Here is a 15,148-nt window from a genome sequence, read left to right on the forward strand (position 1 = left end):
GGCTGTCCCTAGCGGCCGACGTAGCGCGCCTGCCAGGCGTCCTGCAGCGCCGTCATCCAGCTCGGGTGCGGCTCCGGCAGGGTCTCGGTCAGCGCCTCCGGTGCCAGCAGGGCGGGATTGTCGCGCGCCTGTTCGAAGAGTGCGCGGGTCTCGGCATCGAGGCGCGTCACGTCGAGCACGGTGGGGTCGCCCCACACCGAGATGTCCTGCTTGCGCGCCTGGGCCTCGGGCGAGAGCAGGAAATCGGCCACCACCATGGCGGCGGCACGGCGCGGTGAGTTGAACGGAATGGCAACGAAATGCACGTTACCCAGGGTGCCGCCGTCGAGTACGTAGCTGCGGGTCGTTTCGGGCAGCTCGAAGTCGGCCACCGCGGCGGCCGGCTCCGCCGGATTGAAGGTGAAGGCCAGTGCGACTTCGCCGTCGGCCATCAGCCGCCGCAGCTCGGGGCCATTGGCGGGAAACTGCCGCCCGCTGCGCCATAGGTGAGGGTGAAGGGCGTCGAGATACTCCCACAGCGGTGCCGTGACGTCTTCGAAGTCGCTCTGCGCCACCGGTTCATAGAGGGCATCGCTATCGTCGACCAGGGCAATGAGGGCCTGCTTGAGGAAGGTGCTGCCGAGGAAGTCGGGCAGGCGGGGGTAGGTGAAGCGTCCGGGATTGGCCTCGGCCCAGGTGAGCAGCTGTGTCATGCTGCGCGGCGGCTCGTCCCCGACTTCGTCGGCGTCGTAATAGAAGGTGATCTGTGCCTTGCCCCAGGGCGACTCGTAGCCTTCCGTGGGCAGGGTGAAGTCGGTGACCACCTCGGGATTGTGCTCGGGAAAGGTCAGCGCGAAGTTGGGCAGTCGCTCGGCGAAGGGGCCGAACAGCAGGTCGTTCTCTTTCATGGCGGCGAAGTTCTCGCCGTTGAGCCAGATCAGATCGATGCTGCCGTCGTCGTGATTGCCGGCGCTGCGCTCGGCCAGCACCCGGGAGACGGCGGCACCGGTATCGTCGATCTTGACATGCACCAGCTCGATATCGTGCTGGTCCCGCACTTGCCGCTTGACCCATTCGAGATAGTCGTTGACCCGCGTATCGCCGGCCCAGGCGTGCCAGTAGACGCTCTGGCCGCGGGCTTCGTCGAGCACCTGCGACCATGAGTCGGCCGCCGCCGGCGGTACCAGGATCAACGAGAGGGCTATGGCAGTGACAAGAGGGCGCATCGTCGTGCTCCTGGCTTGGCTTCGTGGCGGGTTCGGCTTTCTCGGCTTCGCCTGCTAACCTGATTTAAGGAGAAACTGAATCACCAACAGTAGGGTCCTACAAGCATACCCATATCACGACGCGAGGTAAGTCTGTCATGAGCGTGCGCCGTGTCGCCCGGCTTCACCGTCTTGTGCTGTGGTTCAGCTTCCTGTGCCTGGCTGTCGGAGGTGGTCTGCTGGCCTGGCAGAGCCAGGCTCAGGAGAACGAACGCATCGCCCTGGTGATGACGGTGGAGGGTGCCATCGGGCCGGCCACCGGCGACTACTTCGAGCGCGGGCTGCGCAAGGCGGCCGAGCGCAATGCCGAACTCGTCATCGTGCAGATGGACACCCCGGGCGGGCTCGATGCCACCATGCGCAGCATGATCCGTTCCATGCTCACCTCGCCGGTGCCCGTGGCCATCTACGTCTCGCCCAGCGGCGCCCGGGCCGCCAGCGCCGGCACCTATCTGCTCTACGGCAGCCACGTTGCCGCCATGGCGCCCTCGACCCATCTCGGCTCGGCCACGCCAGTACAGATGGGCGGTGGCTTTCCCGGCCTGGACGAGCGCGACGAAGAGGAAGAGACCGAGGAGCGCAACGCACGGGAGAACGACGAGGCGGAGCAGGAAGCCGACGAGGCCAATGAGGCCGCCGATGCCGAGGCCGCGGAGGCCGAAGGCGACGCTCCCGCCGAGCCTGCCGATACGCGTCGGCGCGGCGAGACCGCCATGGAGCGCAAGGTGCTGGAGGACGCCGTCTATTACATTCGCGGGCTGGCCGAGCGCCATGGCCGCAACGCCGACTGGGCCGAGGAGGCGGTACGCGAAGCGGTCAACCTGACCTCCCGCGAAGCGCTCGAAATCAACGTCATCGACGTGGTGGCGCGTGACATCGACGACCTGCTGGAGCAGATCGACGGTCGCGAGGTGGTCATGGAGCGTGGCGAGCTTACTCTCAGTACCGCCGACATCACCGTCGAGCGCTTCGATCCCGACTGGCGCACCCAGTTCCTGCAGGTGATCACCAACCCCAACGTGGCCTACTTCCTGATGATCATCGGCTTCTACGGGCTGATCTTCGAACTCTCCAATCCGGGGGCCCTGGTGCCGGGCACCATCGGCGTCATCTCGCTGCTGCTCGCGCTGTTCGCCTTTCAGCTGCTGCCGATCAACTACGCCGGCCTGGCGCTGATCCTGGTGGGGCTGGGCTTGATCGTGAGCGAGGCGCTGATGCCGAGCTTCGGCATCCTCGGCATGGGCGGGATCGCGGCCTTCGTGATCGGCTCGGTGATGCTGATGGATACCGACCAGCTCGCCGTCTCGCTGCCGATGATCGGCGGCGTCGCCCTGGTGGCGGCGGGGCTCATGCTGTGGGTGATGATTCGCTTCACCGGCCTGCGCCGGCGCCCGGCCCGCACCGGCCAGGAGCAGCTGATAGGCTGTCATGGCATGGCCCTGGAGGACTTCCGGCAGGAAGGCCATGTGCGCATGCGGGGGGAGCGCTGGAATGCGCACAGCCCCGTTGCCGTGAGGCGTGGAGAGGCGGTTAGGGTGGTGGCGGTCGACGGCCTGACGCTACACGTCGAACCCGTGCAACGAACCCCTCGGTAATGTAACGGAATTCATCGAGTCCAAGCGCAACACACATCAAGGAGAGTTCTCATGATGCTCGAATATCTCATTCCGGTCGTCCTGCTGTTCATGCTGATCGCCGCGTCGATCCGCATTCTGCCGGAGTACAAACGCGGCGTGATCTTCTTCCTCGGTCGCTTTCAGTCGGTCAAGGGGCCGGGGTTGATCATCGTCATTCCCGGCATCCAGCAGATGAGCGTGGTGGACCTGCGTGTGATCACCATGGACGTGCCGGAGCAGGACGTCATCTCCCAGGACAACGTCACGGTAAAGGTCAACGCGGTGCTCTACTTCCGTGTGGTCGATCCGGAGAAGGCGATCATCCAGGTCGAGAACTTTGCCGTGGCCACCAGCCAGCTGGCCCAGACCACGCTGCGTTCGGTGCTCGGCAAGCACGACCTCGACGAGATGCTCTCCGAGCGCGACAAGCTCAACGACGACATCCAGGAGATCATCGACGCCCAGACCGAGGAGTGGGGCATCAAGGTGGCCAACGTCGAGATCAAGCATGTCGACCTCAACGAGAGCATGATCCGCGCCATCGCCCGGCAGGCCGAGGCCGAGCGTGAGCGTCGTGCCAAGGTGATCCACGCCGAGGGTGAGCTGCAGGCCTCGAAGAAGCTGGTCGAAGCGGCCAACGTCATGGCCGAGAACTCCGCCGCCCTGCAGCTGCGCTATCTGCAGACCATGAGCGACATGAGCAACAAGAACGCCTCGACCATCGTCTTCCCGCTGCCGATGGACATCATGGAGGCGTTCCGGCACATGCAGGCGTCCACCGCCCAGGCGAAGACCAACGCCACGCGGCCAAGCGACCTGGGCGAAGGCTGAGCGAAGCGTGCCACGTCCCCCCGGACGTGGCATGCTGAGGCGATCCGACGGAATTCGAGGTCGCCTTGATCCACTCTCTTTCGCACCGCCAGCAGGGGCTGCTGCTGACCGGCGGCGGTGCGCTGATCATTTCCCCCGACGCCCTGCTGATCAAGCTGATCGCTCTGCCCGACAGCGAGATTCTGGTCTGGCGCGGGCTGCTCACCGCACTGGGTTTCCTCCTCATCATGCTGGCCCGCCACGGTGCCGGCACCGTGGCTGCCTATCGCCGCTGCGGCTGGACCGGCATCGGCGTGGCCGTGCTGTTCAGCCTTTCCACCTACGGCTTCGTGCTCGGCAATCAGTACACCAAGGGCGGCAATGTGCTGATGATCCTGGCCGGGGCGCCGCTGATTGCGGCACTGCTGTCACGCTTGTTCCTCGGCGAGCGGCTGCCCCGGCGCACCTGGCTCGCCATCTGGATCTGTCTGTTCGGCACCTCGCTGATCGTGCTCGACGATGCCGGGGCGGGGTCGTGGATCGGCAACGCCTTCGCCCTGCTGGCGGCCACGGCGCTGGCGGCCAACTTCACCCTGTGCCGTACCCGCCCCGGGGTCGACATGAGCCCGATGCTCACACTGTCGGGGCTGATCGTGGCCGCCACCGCGGGGCTGCTCGGGCTGGCCGGCGGCGGCATCGCGTTGCCGCCGGCCGATAGCCTGCTGTTGCTGATACTGCTGTGCCTGGTGCTGCTGCCGCTGGGCTTCACCCTGATTCAGCGGGGGCCGCTCTACCTGCCCGCCGCCGAGGTGGGGCTGCTGATGCTGATGGAAGTGGTGGTGGGCACGCTATGGGTATGGTGGCTGCTGGCCGAACGACCGGCGCCCATTGCCCTGCTGGGCGGCGGCCTGGTGCTGGGCACGCTAGTGGCCAAAGGGCTCTACGAGCGCCGCATCGAGCGGCGACTAAGGGCTCAGGGTGCGGCATTGCAGCGGAACTGATAGAATGCGCCGCTCGTTTCGGGGCATGTCGTCTTTGCCCGCTCAACCGACCACGGACGCAACGCAACGTGCTGAAACCTTCGACAGGGCTGGTCACGCCGCCCTAGCGCTTCCCTTCTCTCGGTGATGCCGCCATCGGCACGCCATCGCTCGACATCTGCCGATGTCCCGGGCCGCTTGCCCATACCTCATCGATTCGCAGTGCTCCTTCAGGTCGCTACCCGACGCGCCGTGGGAAACATGTGTCATCGCACCTGACGCCATCCGATATGTGCCGGTTGGCATGACGACTCACAGACTGGACCGAAGCATGTTCCGATCCACCAAGCAAGAATGGTTCTCCAACATCAAGGGCGATACCCTCGCCGGCATCGTGGTCGCATTGGCCCTGATTCCCGAGGCCATCGCCTTCTCCATCATCGCCGGTGTCGACCCCAAGGTCGGCCTCTATGCCTCCTTCTGTATCGCCGTGATCATCGCCTTCACCGGCGGCCGGCCGGGAATGATCTCCGCGGCCACCGGCGCCATGGCGCTGCTGATGGTCACGCTGGTGCGCGAACACGGTCTCGAATACCTGCTGGCCGCGACCCTGCTCACCGGGGTGCTGCAGATCGTGGCCGGCTACCTGAAACTGGCCGAGTTGATGCGCTTCGTCTCGCGCTCGGTGGTTACCGGCTTCGTCAACGCCCTGGCCATCCTGATCTTCATGGCGCAGCTGCCTGAGCTGACCGGGGTGACCTGGCACGTCTACGCCATGACCATGGCCGGCCTGGCGATCATCTACCTCTTTCCCTACCTGCCCAGGGTGGGCAAGTCGATTCCTTCGCCGCTGGTGTGCATCGTGGTGCTGACCGCCGTTTACCTGCTCTCCGGCATGGAGATTCGTACCGTTGGCGACATGGGCGAGCTTCCCGATACCCTGCCGGTGTTCCTGTGGCCCGACGTGCCGCTGACTCTCGACACGCTGTGGATCATTCTGCCTTACTCGGTGATGCTCGCCGTGGTGGGTCTGCTGGAGTCGATGATGACCGCCACCATCGTCGACGATCTGACCGACACCCCGAGCGACAAGAACCGTGAGTGCAAGGGACAGGGTATCGCCAATATCGGCTCCGGCCTGCTGGGCGGCATGGCCGGCTGCGCGATGATCGGCCAGTCGGTGATCAACGTGAAGTCGGGCGGACGCGGGCGGCTCTCCACCCTGGTGGCCGGTGTGCTCCTGCTGATCCTGGTGGTGTTCCTTTCCGACTGGGTGTCGTTGATCCCCATGGCCGCGCTGGTGGCGGTGATGATCATGGTCTCCATCGGTACCTTCAGTTGGGCCTCGATTCGCGATCTGAAAAAGCATCCGCTGAGCACCAACGTCGTCATGCTGACCACCGTGGCGGTTACCGTGGGAACCCACAATCTGGCCATCGGCGTGTTCGTCGGCGTGCTGCTGGCGGCGATGTTCTTTGCCAACAAGGTGGGCAACATTCTCTACATCGGCTCCGAAGAGGCCGACGCCGGCAGCCGTCGAATCTATCATGTAGTGGGCCAGGTGTTCTTCGCCTCCTCCGAGCGCTTCGGCAGTGCCTTCGACTTCAAGGAGACAGTGGAGAAGGTCACCATCGACCTCTCTCGCGCTCACTTCTGGGACATCACGGCGGTGCAGGCATTGGACAGGGTGGTGATCAAGTTTCGTCGTGAGGGCACTGAGGTGGAGCTGATCGGGCTCAACGAGGCCAGTGCCACCATCGTCGACCGCCATGCCATCCACGATGACCCGGCGGCCGTGGAAAAGTTGATGGGCGGACACTAAGGAAACGAGGAGCAAGACATGACCGAACAGGTAATGGCCGCTATCGACGGCTCGCAGTTCTCCACCGGGGTTTGCGACTACGCCGCCTGGGCCAGCCAGGCGCTCGGCGCGCCGCTGACCTTCCTGCACGTGGTGGACAACCATCCTCAGACCGCCGAAGCGGACCTCTCCGGCCATATTGGATTGGGTTCCCGCGAGCATCTGCTCGAGGAACTCGCTCAGCTCGACGAGCAGCGCGCCAAGGTGGCACAGGAGCAGGGCCGACTGATGCTCAAGGCGGCCAAGGAGCGTGCCATCGAGGATGGCGTGGCCGAGCCCGCCACCCGCCAGCGCAACGGCACCTTGGTGGAAACCCTCGACGAGCTGCAGGGCGAGATCCGCCTGCTGGTGCTGGGCAAGCGCGGCGAGACCGCCCATCAGGCCAGCGAGCATCTGGGCTCCAACCTGGAGCGGGTGGTGCGTACGCTGCACCGGCCGATCCTGATGGTGCCGGAGAGCTTCACCCAGCCCCGGCGGGTGATGCTCGCCTTCGACGGCAGCAAGACCACCCGCAAGGGCGTCGAGATGCTGGCCAAGAGCCCGCTGTTCAACGGCATTCCGGTGCACGTGGTGATCGTCGGGGCCGAGACCGGCGACAACCGCTCGCAGTTGGAGTGGGCGTTGGCCACGCTGCGCGAGGCCGGCCACGAGGCCGAAGGGGCGATCCGTGCCGGCGAGGTGGAGGAGACCCTGCGCGTCTACCAGGAGCAGAACGCCATCGATCTGCTGGTGATGGGCGCCTACGGCCACTCGCGCATTCGCCACCTGCTGGTGGGCAGCACCACCACCGCCATGTTGCGGCGGGCCAGGGTGCCGGTACTGCTGCTTCGCTGAGAGGGCTTCCCTTGGCGACATGTCAGACTAGATGAGGAGTGGTAGCATCCTGCTGACTTGTCCAAGGAGGCACAGCGTGGCCGCCCATGATCCGACCATTCCCCGCCTGCGCATTCAGCTGGGCCCTGCCATCGCCATCGGGCCGGGCAAGGCGCAACTGCTCGAGGCGATTGCCGCCACCGGGTCGATCAGTGCCGCCGCACGCGACATGGGCATGAGCTATCGGCGCGCCTGGATGCTGGTGGACACCATGAACCAGTGCTTCAGGGAGCCGCTGGTGACCACCGCCACCGGCGGCAAACGAGGCGGCGGTGCGCAAGTCACGCCCTTCGGCGAGGAGGTGCTGGAGCGCTACCGGCGCATGCAGCGCATCGCCAGCGAGGCGGTGGCCGAGGAGATGGAAGCCTTCACTGCGCTGTTTGCCGATTCGCCGCCATCCAACTGATCGCCTTGCCGATCTCAAGTCTCATGTCAGCGCCCGTGCCCGCACCTGGGCATGCACGGCCATGCCGGGGACGAGAGCCAGGCGCTCCACGGCCTCGCGGGGAATGCGCGCGAGCAGGGCCTGATCGCCGAGGGCCAGACGCACCAGCCGATGGCCGGGATGGGGGTCGTCGTCGATCTCGGCAATCCGCACCGGCAGGCAGTTGAGCACGCTGGAATCCCGCGCTTGGCTCAGGCTGATCGCCACGTCACTGGCCCTGATGCTGAGTCTGAGGCGTTGGCTCGACGGTGCCTGCTCCCGCGAGACCCGCAGTCGCACGTCGCCGCAGCCGAGCGTGACCAGCTGCCGCCCGGCGTCGTAATCCAGCACCTGCGCCTCCAGCACCGCGGCGGCATTGTCGGCATGGGCCAGCGGCAGGTCGCTGCGGGTCAGCAACTCGTGCAAGGGTCCGGTGGCCAGCACCCGGCCCGCTTCCAGCAGCACCATGTGATCTGCCAGTCGGGCCACTTCGTCCAGGGCATGACTGACATAGACCACCGGAATCTCCAGATGGTCGTGCAGCCGCTCCAGGTAGGGCAGGATCTCCGCCTTGCTGGTGGCGTCCAGCGATGCCATGGGTTCGTCCATCAGCAGCAGCCGGGGGCTGGCCAGCAGCGCCCGGGCGATGGCCACCCGCTGGCGCTGGCCGCCGGAGAGCGCTTGTGGGTAGCGCTCGAGCAGCGCCTCGACGCCGAGCAGTCGCACCGTCTCGTCGAAGTCCACCCGGCGCCGCGCCACCGGCACCCGCCGGTAGCCGTAGCGCAGGTTGTCGCGTACCCGCAGGTGGGGAAACAGGCTCGCTTCCTGAAACACGTAGCCCAGCGGGCGGCGATGCACCGGCAGGAAGCGTTCGTCGTCCTGCCAGCGGCAGCCGTTCACCGTCAGCCATCCCTCGGCTCTCTCGAGGCCGGCCAGGCAGCGCAGCAGCGTGGTCTTGCCCGAGCCGGAGCGGCCGAACAGCGCGGTGACGCCGCGCTCGGGCAGGGTCATCCGGGCGTCCAGCGCGAAGTCGCCGCGCGCCAGCCGAAACTCGCACGCCAGGCTCATGGCGCCACTCCCACGATCTTGAAGCGCTTGTTGAGCGCATAGATGCACACCAGCATCACGAAGGCCGTCACGATCAGGAACAGCGACAGGCGGTGGGCGGAGGCGTAGTCCATGCCCTCGACGTGGCTGTAGATGGCGATGGAGGCGACCTGGGTCTGGCCGGGGATGCCGCCGCCGATCATCAGCAGCACGCCGAACTCGCCCAGGGTGTGGGCGAAGGAGAGCACCGCCGCGGTGAGCAGCCCCTGGCGCGACAGCGGCAGCACCACCGACACCAGGCGGTCCCAAGGGCCCGCGCGCAGGGTGGCGGCCACTTCCAGCGGGCGGCGCCCCATGGCCTGGAAGGCGTTCTGCAGCGGCTGCACCACGAAGGGCAGCGAATAGATCATCGAGCCGATCACCAGCCCGGTGAAGGTGAAGGCCAGGTGGCTCGCGCCCAGGCGCTCCAGGGTGCCGCCCACGGCGCCGCGGGGGCCGAGCAGGATCAACAGGTAGAAGCCGATCACCGTGGGCGGCAGCACCAGCGGCAGCGCGACCAGCGCCTCGATCACCACCTTGATACGGCGCTGGGTATGGGCCAGCCACCAGGCCAGCGGCAGGCACAGCACCAGCAGCAGGGCGGTGCTGATCAGCGCCAGACGGAAGGTGAGCTGCAGGGCGATCCAGTCGGCCTCGCCGATCCCGAGCCAGGTCATCTCGCCTTACTCATCGGGTAGCTGGAAGCCATAGGCGCGCATGATGCTGCGGGTTTCCGCTGCGCTCATGTAGTCGGCGAACAGCCGCGCGGTAGGGTTGTCGGCGGCGCGGCGGGTAATGATGAAGCCCTGGGTGAGCGGCGCGTGGAGCGCGTCGTCGATCAAGTGGTAGCCGCCCTGGTCGAGTATCGACGGGTGGCGGACCAGCGACAGGGCGATGATGCCCACCTCGGCGGCACCGCTCTGCACCAGCTGCAGGGTGTGGGCGATGTTCTCGCCGAACACCAGGCGTCGCTCCAGCGTCTCCCACAGGCCGCTGGCGCGCAGGGCCTCCCGGGCCCGGTCGCCATAGGGTGCGTGGCGGGGGTTGGCGATGGCGATGCGGCGGAAGCGCTCGTCGGCGAGGTCACTCAGTGTCAGCGCCGAGGCGTCGAGTCCGTCGCTCCAGATCACGATGCGCCCTTCGGCGTAGGGGATCACCTCGCCGGCGGCATGGCCGGCCTGTTCCAGTGCCCGAGGGTAGGCGATGTCCGCCGAGAAGAACAGATCGAAGGGGGCGCCGTGCTCGATCTGGCTGCGAAAACGCCCCGAGGAGCCGTAGAGCACCTCGATGGGGTGTTCCGGATGGTCGCTGGCGAAGTTCTCCAGGATCTCGTCCATGGCGAAGCGCAGGTCCGAAGCGGCGGCGATCCGGGTCGGCTGCGGGTCGGCCATGGCCGTGGCGATGGTGAGGCTCAGGCCGAGGGCGGCCACGCCGGCCAGCAGACGAAAAACACGGCTCATCGATGGTTTCCCCGTTGGGTTCTTCTGTGTTCGTCCGGCGAGGGCGAGTCATCGTCATATCCCGGCGGATATAACGATCCGTCGTATACTGCCATGCATAACGTTACCTGGATATACCGCACAGGAGGTATCCCTGCGGATACCGGCGAAGGCATCGACGCTGAGCGCTGGGGATGCGGTAGAATCGACGGGCTTTTTACTTCCGAGGAGAAAGACATGACCATCGTCCGTCACGACACCAAGGCCCGCATGAGCCGCGCCGTGATCCACGGCGGTATCGCCTACCTGTGCGGCCAGGTGGCCGGCCCCGAGGCGAGCCACGGCGACATCACCGAGCAGACCGAAAGCATGCTGGCGCGGGTGGATGCGCTGCTGGCCGAGATCGGTTCCGACCGCGAGCACCTGCTGACGGCCACCATCTACCTCAAGGACGGTCATGACTTCGCCGCCATGAACGCGGTGTGGGACGCTTGGGTACCCACCGGCCATGCCCCGGCACGTACCTGCGTCTGTGCGCCGATGCCTGCCGACGAGCTCAAGGTGGAGATCACCGTCACGGCGGCAGTCGTCGGCGGCGACTATTCCTACTGAGGTAGCCGTCGAGGTTCTTGGCGAGCGCAGCAGAACTTCGGTGGTTTCCTAACGAATGCAGGGATCGTCCAATGGCGCCTCTCGCGGCCGCAGCCGTCGCGAGAGGGCGTCCACGGCGATGTTGAGCGCGGCGGTGATCAGCAGCAGGAAGAAGGCCACGTCGAACATCAGGTAGTCGAAGCCCTCTTCGATATAGAAGCCCAGCGTGGCCACCCCCAGCATGCCGAGGATCGCCGTTTCGCGCAGGATCACCTCGGCGCGGTAGTAGAGCAGCGCCAGCAGCCCCGGATAGACCCGCGGCAGCAGCTCGTAGGCCAGGCGTCCGCTGGCGGTAAGCCCCGGCATGCCGGGGGTGATGGCATCGGCGTGGCGTGCCACCAGAAAGGCGATCAGGGCGCCGTTGTGCAGCGCCAGGGCCAGCCAGGCGGGCAGCAGCGAGGGGCCGAGCAGCAGCAGGAAGACGAACGCCAGCATCAGCTCCGGCGTCGAGCGCAGGAAGATCAGCACGCCGTGCCCGGCCAGGCGGGTGGCACGGTTGCCGAAATGGCGGCTGGCCAGCGGCCATAGCACGAGCGCTACCAGTAGCGCCCCCACGCTGCCGAGCAGACCCAGCAGCAGGGTGTTGCCGATGGCCGGTCCCAGCGCCGGTATCCGCACCAGCCACTCGAGTACTCCCGCCCAGTCGCCGGCCAGCAGCGCCGCCGGCCAGATATCCTCGGAGACGAAGCGCCACAGCAGCGCGCCGTCCACGTTGGGCCACGGCCCCAGCAGCCAGACGCCGCCCACCAGCAGCAGCGGGATCAACCGCTTGTGGCCCCACCACGGCAGGCTGGCGATCAGCAGATAGAACAGCCACAGCAGTGCACCCGCCTCATGGTAGCGTCCCTCGCGAAACGCCGTCTCGAGATGGAAGCCCAGGGTCGGCAGGCCGACGAAGCCGAGCAGCACGCTGGCGCGCAGGCCGCACTCGAAGCGGTAGCGGGTATAGGCGGCGAGCTGGGCCCAGGCCAGCGGCAGCTCGGCATAGACGAAGCGTGCCAGCCGTCCGCTGCCGGGTGGCAGGGCGTCGCGCGGGGCGCGCGGTGTCTGCTCGAGGATCTCGGCGTAGACCTTGGCGAAGATACCGGCATAGGGAATCGCCAGCGCCGCCAGGGCGGTGAGCGCCGAGAGGCCGAACACCTGCAGGAACAGCAGCGCCCAGAACAGTTCGTGAATGGAGCGCACGAAGGCGCAGCCGGCGCGCACCAGGCGCGAGTGGGCGAACAGCAGCGCCAGGGGAAAGCCCAGCACCACGCCGGCCAGGGTGCCCCACAAGGCCACCGCCACGGTCAGGCCCAGGGCCGTGAAGGGCGATTCCAGCGCGCCCCAGGCGGGCCAGGCCAGCCCGGCGACCATGCGCCCGAGTTCGCCCCAGGGGTCGCGGGTGTGGATGGCCAGGTCGGCGAAGGGCACCAGCAGCACGGCAAGCGCCACCAGGCCCAGGCTATGGCGGGCCAGGCGCAGGCCGGGGGAGCCGCCACGCCACCAGCTGCGTGCCGAGGGCGGACGGCTGTCGACCAGGGCGTCGCTCATGGCCGCCCTCGGGCGCAGGGCAGCGCCTCGGGGCTGGGCAGCGGCACGTCGTCGTTGCCGGGCGGTGGGCTGCCGGCCGGTTCCGCGGCATCGGGATAGAGCGCATCGAGCTCGGTCAGGCTGAGCTCGTCGGCGCGGGCATCGATCGCCAGGCGGCCGTCGCGCAGCCCCCACACCCGGTCGAAGTGGGAGAGCGCCAGCTCGCGCTGGTGCAGCGCCACTACCGAGGTGGTGTGGCGGGAGTCGATCAGGTCCAGCAGCCGCAGCGCCTGGTGCGGGTCGACGCTGGCCACCGGCTCGTCACCCAGGAACAGCGGGCGGGCCTGATACAGGGCGCGGGCGATGGCCACCCGCTGGCGCTGGCCGCCGGAAAGCTCGCCCACCGGGCGGCGCATCAGGCCGGTCAGTCCCAGTTCGTCGCACAGCACGGCCACTTCCCGCCATGGCCCGCGCAACGGGCGCACCAGGTTCCACAGATTGGCCAGCGCCGAATGCTCCGGCAGGCGTCCCATGAAGACGTTGTGATAGACGGCGAGCTGCGGCACCAGGCCGTGGTGCTGGGGGCACCAGGCCGCTTCTTCGCCCAGCCGGCGGCGCAGCTCGGCGAGCAGCGTCGACTTGCCGGCGCCGCTCTGGCCGAGCAGGGCGACCCGCTCGCCCTGGTGCAGGGCAAGGCTCAGGCGCGGCAGCACGACATGCGCGCCGTGACCGAGATCCTCGCCCTCGAAGCGAACCAGCAGGTGCCGTTGCTCGCTCTCCATCAGCGCAGCAGGCCGAGCGCTTCGGCCACCTCCTCGATGGGGGCGTAGAGGTCGTTGTCGGCGGGAATGAACGCCTCACGGGGGAAGGAGGCGAGCAGCTCCGGGTCGTCCATCTCGAGGAAGGCGGCCCGCACCTTCTCTGTGAAGCCTTCGCCGAAGCGCTCGTCGGCGTCGCCGCGCAGGGTCCAGTTGTAGTCCGGGTAGGGCGGCGTGGCCCAGATCACCCGGACCCGATCGGTATCGACCCGGCCATCCTCGACGGCGGCTTCCCACACCGTGTAGTTGACCGCACCGATGTCGTAGGTGCCGGCCTCGACCAGGGCAATGGTGCGCGAATGATCGCCAGAATAGCCGACGCGAGAGAAGAAGCGCTCCGGGTCGACGTCGTCGAAGCGCTCACGGAAGAAGTGTTCCGGCATCAGGCGCCCGGAGGTCGAAGTGCGCGAGCCGAAGGTCAGACTCATGCCTTCCAGCTCGTCGGGCAGCTCGTCGGCACGCTCGAGACCGGTGGATGCGTGAGCGATGAAGTAGCTCATGAAGGCATCGTCCTCGCTGCCCTGAGCCAGTGCCTGGGAGCCCGGTACCAGGCGCCGCGCCTGCACGCCGGAGAGTCCGCCGAACCAGGCCAGCTGGACCTGATCGTTGCGAAAGGCGGTGACCGCAGCGCTGTAGGACTTCACCGGCACGTACTCCACCTCGACCCCGAGGCGCTCCTCGAGGTAGTCGGCCACCTTGCCGAAGCGCTCGACCAGGCGCGCCTGATCCTCGTCGGGAATGGCGGTGAAGCGGAAGGTCTCGGCGGCGGCGCCCTGCGCGAACAGGGCGAAGGCGAGGGCGGAGAGGGAGATGGCTGAACGTGCGATCCGTTGCATCGGGGCCTCGAGGCGAGCGAATGGGAGCCGCTATTGTTGTACTCCCGACCCCACCTGACAACCCTTCCTCAATCCTGGCGCGTGGCCGGGTAGCGGGTCTCCTGCAGGCTGTCCTTGATCTTCTTCAGGTGTGGCAGGAAGTCCTCGCCGCGACGCAGAGTCACCCCGGTGGCCAGCACGTCGATCAGGGTGAGCTGGATCATGCGCGAGGTCATTGGCATGTAGACGTCGGTGTCTTCGGGGGTGGCGACCTCCAGGGTTTCGGTGCACTCCATGGCCAGCGGCGAGGCGGGGGCGGTGATGCCCAGTACCACGGCGCCGCTCTCCCGCGCCAGGCGGGCGATGTCGACCAGCTCGCGGGTGCGCCCGGTCCAGGAGATGACCACCACCACGTCGCCGGTATGGCAGGCCGATGCCACCATGCGCTGCATCAGTACGTCGACGTAGGCCGTGACCGGCAGGTTGAAGCGGAAGAACTTGTGCTGGGCATCCTGGGCCACCGCGCCGGAGGCGCCCAGGCCGAAGAAGTGGATCTGCTTGGCTTGGATCAGGTAGTCCACCACCCGCTCGATGCGGGCCGGGTCCAGCGTGCGGCTGGCTTCATCTAGAGCGGCAATGGTGGCACCGAAGATCTTGCCCGTGTAATCCGCCGCCGCGTCGCCGGGCTCCACCGACTGGCTGACATAGGGCGTGCCGCCGGCCAGACTCTGGGCCAGCTTGATCTTGAAATCGGGGTAGCCCTTGGCATCGAAGCTGCGGCAGAACCGGTTGACGGTGGGCTCGCTGACCGAGGCCGCCTGGGCCAGGCTGGCAATACTCAAGCCGGTGGCTCGGGACGGGTCGGCCAGGATGACGTCTGCTACCTTGCGCTCTGAGCGGTTGAGCTCATCGAGGCGTTGTCGAATGCGTTGCAGCAGATCATGGGCCATGGCGGTTGCGACTCTCCGAAACAGATGATGTAGTGATTTAACAACAAAATGATGGGCTATCCTATCGCG

At 67.1% G+C, this 15,148-nt stretch carries 15 protein-coding genes; 7 read left to right on the plus strand and 8 right to left on the minus strand.

Going from position 1 to position 15,148, the window contains the following annotated elements:
* Positions 1–8: 8 nt before the first annotated feature.
* Positions 9–1,205, minus strand: coding sequence for an ABC transporter substrate-binding protein (locus HOP53_RS11640; protein ID WP_234270196.1), 1,197 nt, complete (start codon positions 1,203–1,205; stop codon positions 9–11).
* A gap of 137 nt (positions 1,206–1,342) precedes the next feature.
* Between HOP53_RS11640 and HOP53_RS11645 the strand changes: the two genes are divergently transcribed.
* The 6 genes from HOP53_RS11645 to HOP53_RS11670 all read left to right on the plus strand — a co-directional run bounded on the left by HOP53_RS11645 (position 1,343) and on the right by HOP53_RS11670 (position 7,790).
* Positions 1,343–2,839 carry an NfeD family protein gene (locus tag HOP53_RS11645; protein WP_234270197.1) on the plus strand — a complete coding sequence of 499 codons (1,497 nt, stop codon included), beginning with the start codon at positions 1,343–1,345 and terminating at the stop codon, positions 2,837–2,839.
* Positions 2,840–2,890: 51 nt separating this feature from the next.
* Complete coding sequence (locus HOP53_RS11650) at positions 2,891–3,691, plus strand: slipin family protein (RefSeq protein WP_086510063.1); 801 nt, start codon at positions 2,891–2,893, stop codon at positions 3,689–3,691.
* Positions 3,692–3,756: 65 nt separating this feature from the next.
* Entirely contained in the window at positions 3,757–4,671 is a 915-nt protein-coding gene (locus tag HOP53_RS11655) for a DMT family transporter (RefSeq protein ID WP_234270198.1), read from the plus strand.
* Between the two features lie 310 nt (positions 4,672–4,981).
* Positions 4,982–6,472: a SulP family inorganic anion transporter gene (locus tag HOP53_RS11660; protein ID WP_234270199.1), complete on the plus strand. Its 1,491-nt coding sequence runs from the start codon at positions 4,982–4,984 to the stop codon at positions 6,470–6,472.
* Between the two features lie 18 nt (positions 6,473–6,490).
* Entirely contained in the window at positions 6,491–7,345 is an 855-nt protein-coding gene (locus HOP53_RS11665; protein ID WP_234270200.1) for a universal stress protein, read from the plus strand.
* A gap of 76 nt (positions 7,346–7,421) precedes the next feature.
* A complete protein-coding gene (locus tag HOP53_RS11670) occupies positions 7,422–7,790 on the plus strand; it encodes a winged helix-turn-helix domain-containing protein (RefSeq protein WP_234270201.1) in 369 nt (122 codons plus the stop codon).
* A 21-nt stretch (positions 7,791–7,811) separates the two neighbouring features.
* On the opposite strand, the gene modC is transcribed toward HOP53_RS11670, so the two are convergent.
* The 3 genes from modC to modA are packed head-to-tail and all read right to left on the minus strand — an operon-like array spanning position 7,812 to position 10,354.
* Positions 7,812–8,876 (minus strand): molybdenum ABC transporter ATP-binding protein, encoded by a 1,065-nt coding sequence (modC, locus tag HOP53_RS11675; protein WP_234270202.1) that lies wholly within the window; start codon positions 8,874–8,876, stop codon positions 7,812–7,814.
* A complete protein-coding gene (modB, locus tag HOP53_RS11680; RefSeq protein WP_191223324.1) occupies positions 8,873–9,571 on the minus strand; it encodes a molybdate ABC transporter permease subunit in 699 nt (232 codons plus the stop codon). The genes modC and modB overlap by 4 nt, the downstream gene beginning before the upstream one ends.
* A 6-nt stretch (positions 9,572–9,577) precedes the next feature.
* Positions 9,578–10,354 (minus strand): molybdate ABC transporter substrate-binding protein, encoded by a 777-nt coding sequence (gene modA, locus HOP53_RS11685; protein ID WP_234270203.1) that lies wholly within the window; start codon positions 10,352–10,354, stop codon positions 9,578–9,580.
* Between the two features lie 216 nt (positions 10,355–10,570).
* Between modA and HOP53_RS11690 the strand changes: the two genes are divergently transcribed.
* A complete protein-coding gene (locus tag HOP53_RS11690) occupies positions 10,571–10,945 on the plus strand; it encodes a RidA family protein (RefSeq protein WP_234270204.1) in 375 nt (124 codons plus the stop codon).
* 48 nt (positions 10,946–10,993) lie between these two features.
* Here the strand turns inward: HOP53_RS11690 and HOP53_RS11695 are convergent, their stop codons facing one another.
* The 4 genes from HOP53_RS11695 to HOP53_RS11710 all read right to left on the minus strand — a co-directional run bounded on the left by HOP53_RS11695 (position 10,994) and on the right by HOP53_RS11710 (position 15,079).
* Entirely contained in the window at positions 10,994–12,517 is a 1,524-nt protein-coding gene (locus HOP53_RS11695; protein ID WP_234270205.1) for a PhnE/PtxC family ABC transporter permease, read from the minus strand.
* Positions 12,514–13,278: an ATP-binding cassette domain-containing protein gene (locus tag HOP53_RS11700; protein WP_234270206.1), complete on the minus strand. Its 765-nt coding sequence runs from the start codon at positions 13,276–13,278 to the stop codon at positions 12,514–12,516. Before HOP53_RS11700 ends, HOP53_RS11695 begins: the two co-directional genes overlap by 4 nt.
* Positions 13,278–14,150, minus strand: a complete 873-nt coding sequence (locus HOP53_RS11705; protein ID WP_234270207.1) for a putative selenate ABC transporter substrate-binding protein — start codon at positions 14,148–14,150, stop codon at positions 13,278–13,280. Before HOP53_RS11705 ends, HOP53_RS11700 begins: the two co-directional genes overlap by 1 nt.
* A 68-nt stretch (positions 14,151–14,218) precedes the next feature.
* Positions 14,219–15,079 (minus strand): MurR/RpiR family transcriptional regulator, encoded by an 861-nt coding sequence (locus HOP53_RS11710; RefSeq protein ID WP_234270208.1) that lies wholly within the window; start codon positions 15,077–15,079, stop codon positions 14,219–14,221.
* Positions 15,080–15,148 lie beyond the last annotated feature (69 nt).

It is taken from the genome of Billgrantia ethanolica, assembly GCF_021404305.1.
Classification (GTDB): Bacteria; Pseudomonadota; Gammaproteobacteria; order Pseudomonadales; family Halomonadaceae; genus Halomonas; species Halomonas ethanolica.

Excerpts from the sequence above, each read along its gene's own strand:
- HOP53_RS11690 (WP_234270204.1), top strand. The coding sequence starts at position 10,571 with ATGACCATCGTCCGTCACGACACCAAGGCCCGCATGAGCCGCGCCGTG.
- HOP53_RS11645 (WP_234270197.1), top strand. The coding sequence starts at position 1,343 with ATGAGCGTGCGCCGTGTCGCCCGGCTTCACCGTCTTGTGCTGTGGTTC.
- HOP53_RS11700 (WP_234270206.1), bottom strand. The coding sequence starts at position 13,278 with ATGGAGAGCGAGCAACGGCACCTGCTGGTTCGCTTCGAGGGCGAGGAT.
- modC (WP_234270202.1), bottom strand. The coding sequence starts at position 8,876 with ATGAGCCTGGCGTGCGAGTTTCGGCTGGCGCGCGGCGACTTCGCGCTG.
- HOP53_RS11650 (WP_086510063.1), top strand. The coding sequence starts at position 2,891 with ATGATGCTCGAATATCTCATTCCGGTCGTCCTGCTGTTCATGCTGATC.
- modA (WP_234270203.1), bottom strand. The coding sequence starts at position 10,354 with ATGAGCCGTGTTTTTCGTCTGCTGGCCGGCGTGGCCGCCCTCGGCCTG.
- HOP53_RS11695 (WP_234270205.1), bottom strand. The coding sequence starts at position 12,517 with ATGAGCGACGCCCTGGTCGACAGCCGTCCGCCCTCGGCACGCAGCTGG.
- HOP53_RS11660 (WP_234270199.1), top strand. The coding sequence starts at position 4,982 with ATGTTCCGATCCACCAAGCAAGAATGGTTCTCCAACATCAAGGGCGAT.
- modB (WP_191223324.1), bottom strand. The coding sequence starts at position 9,571 with ATGACCTGGCTCGGGATCGGCGAGGCCGACTGGATCGCCCTGCAGCTC.
- HOP53_RS11640 (WP_234270196.1), bottom strand. The coding sequence starts at position 1,205 with ATGCGCCCTCTTGTCACTGCCATAGCCCTCTCGTTGATCCTGGTACCG.
- HOP53_RS11665 (WP_234270200.1), top strand. The coding sequence starts at position 6,491 with ATGACCGAACAGGTAATGGCCGCTATCGACGGCTCGCAGTTCTCCACC.
- HOP53_RS11710 (WP_234270208.1), bottom strand. The coding sequence starts at position 15,079 with ATGGCCCATGATCTGCTGCAACGCATTCGACAACGCCTCGATGAGCTC.
- HOP53_RS11705 (WP_234270207.1), bottom strand. The coding sequence starts at position 14,150 with ATGCAACGGATCGCACGTTCAGCCATCTCCCTCTCCGCCCTCGCCTTC.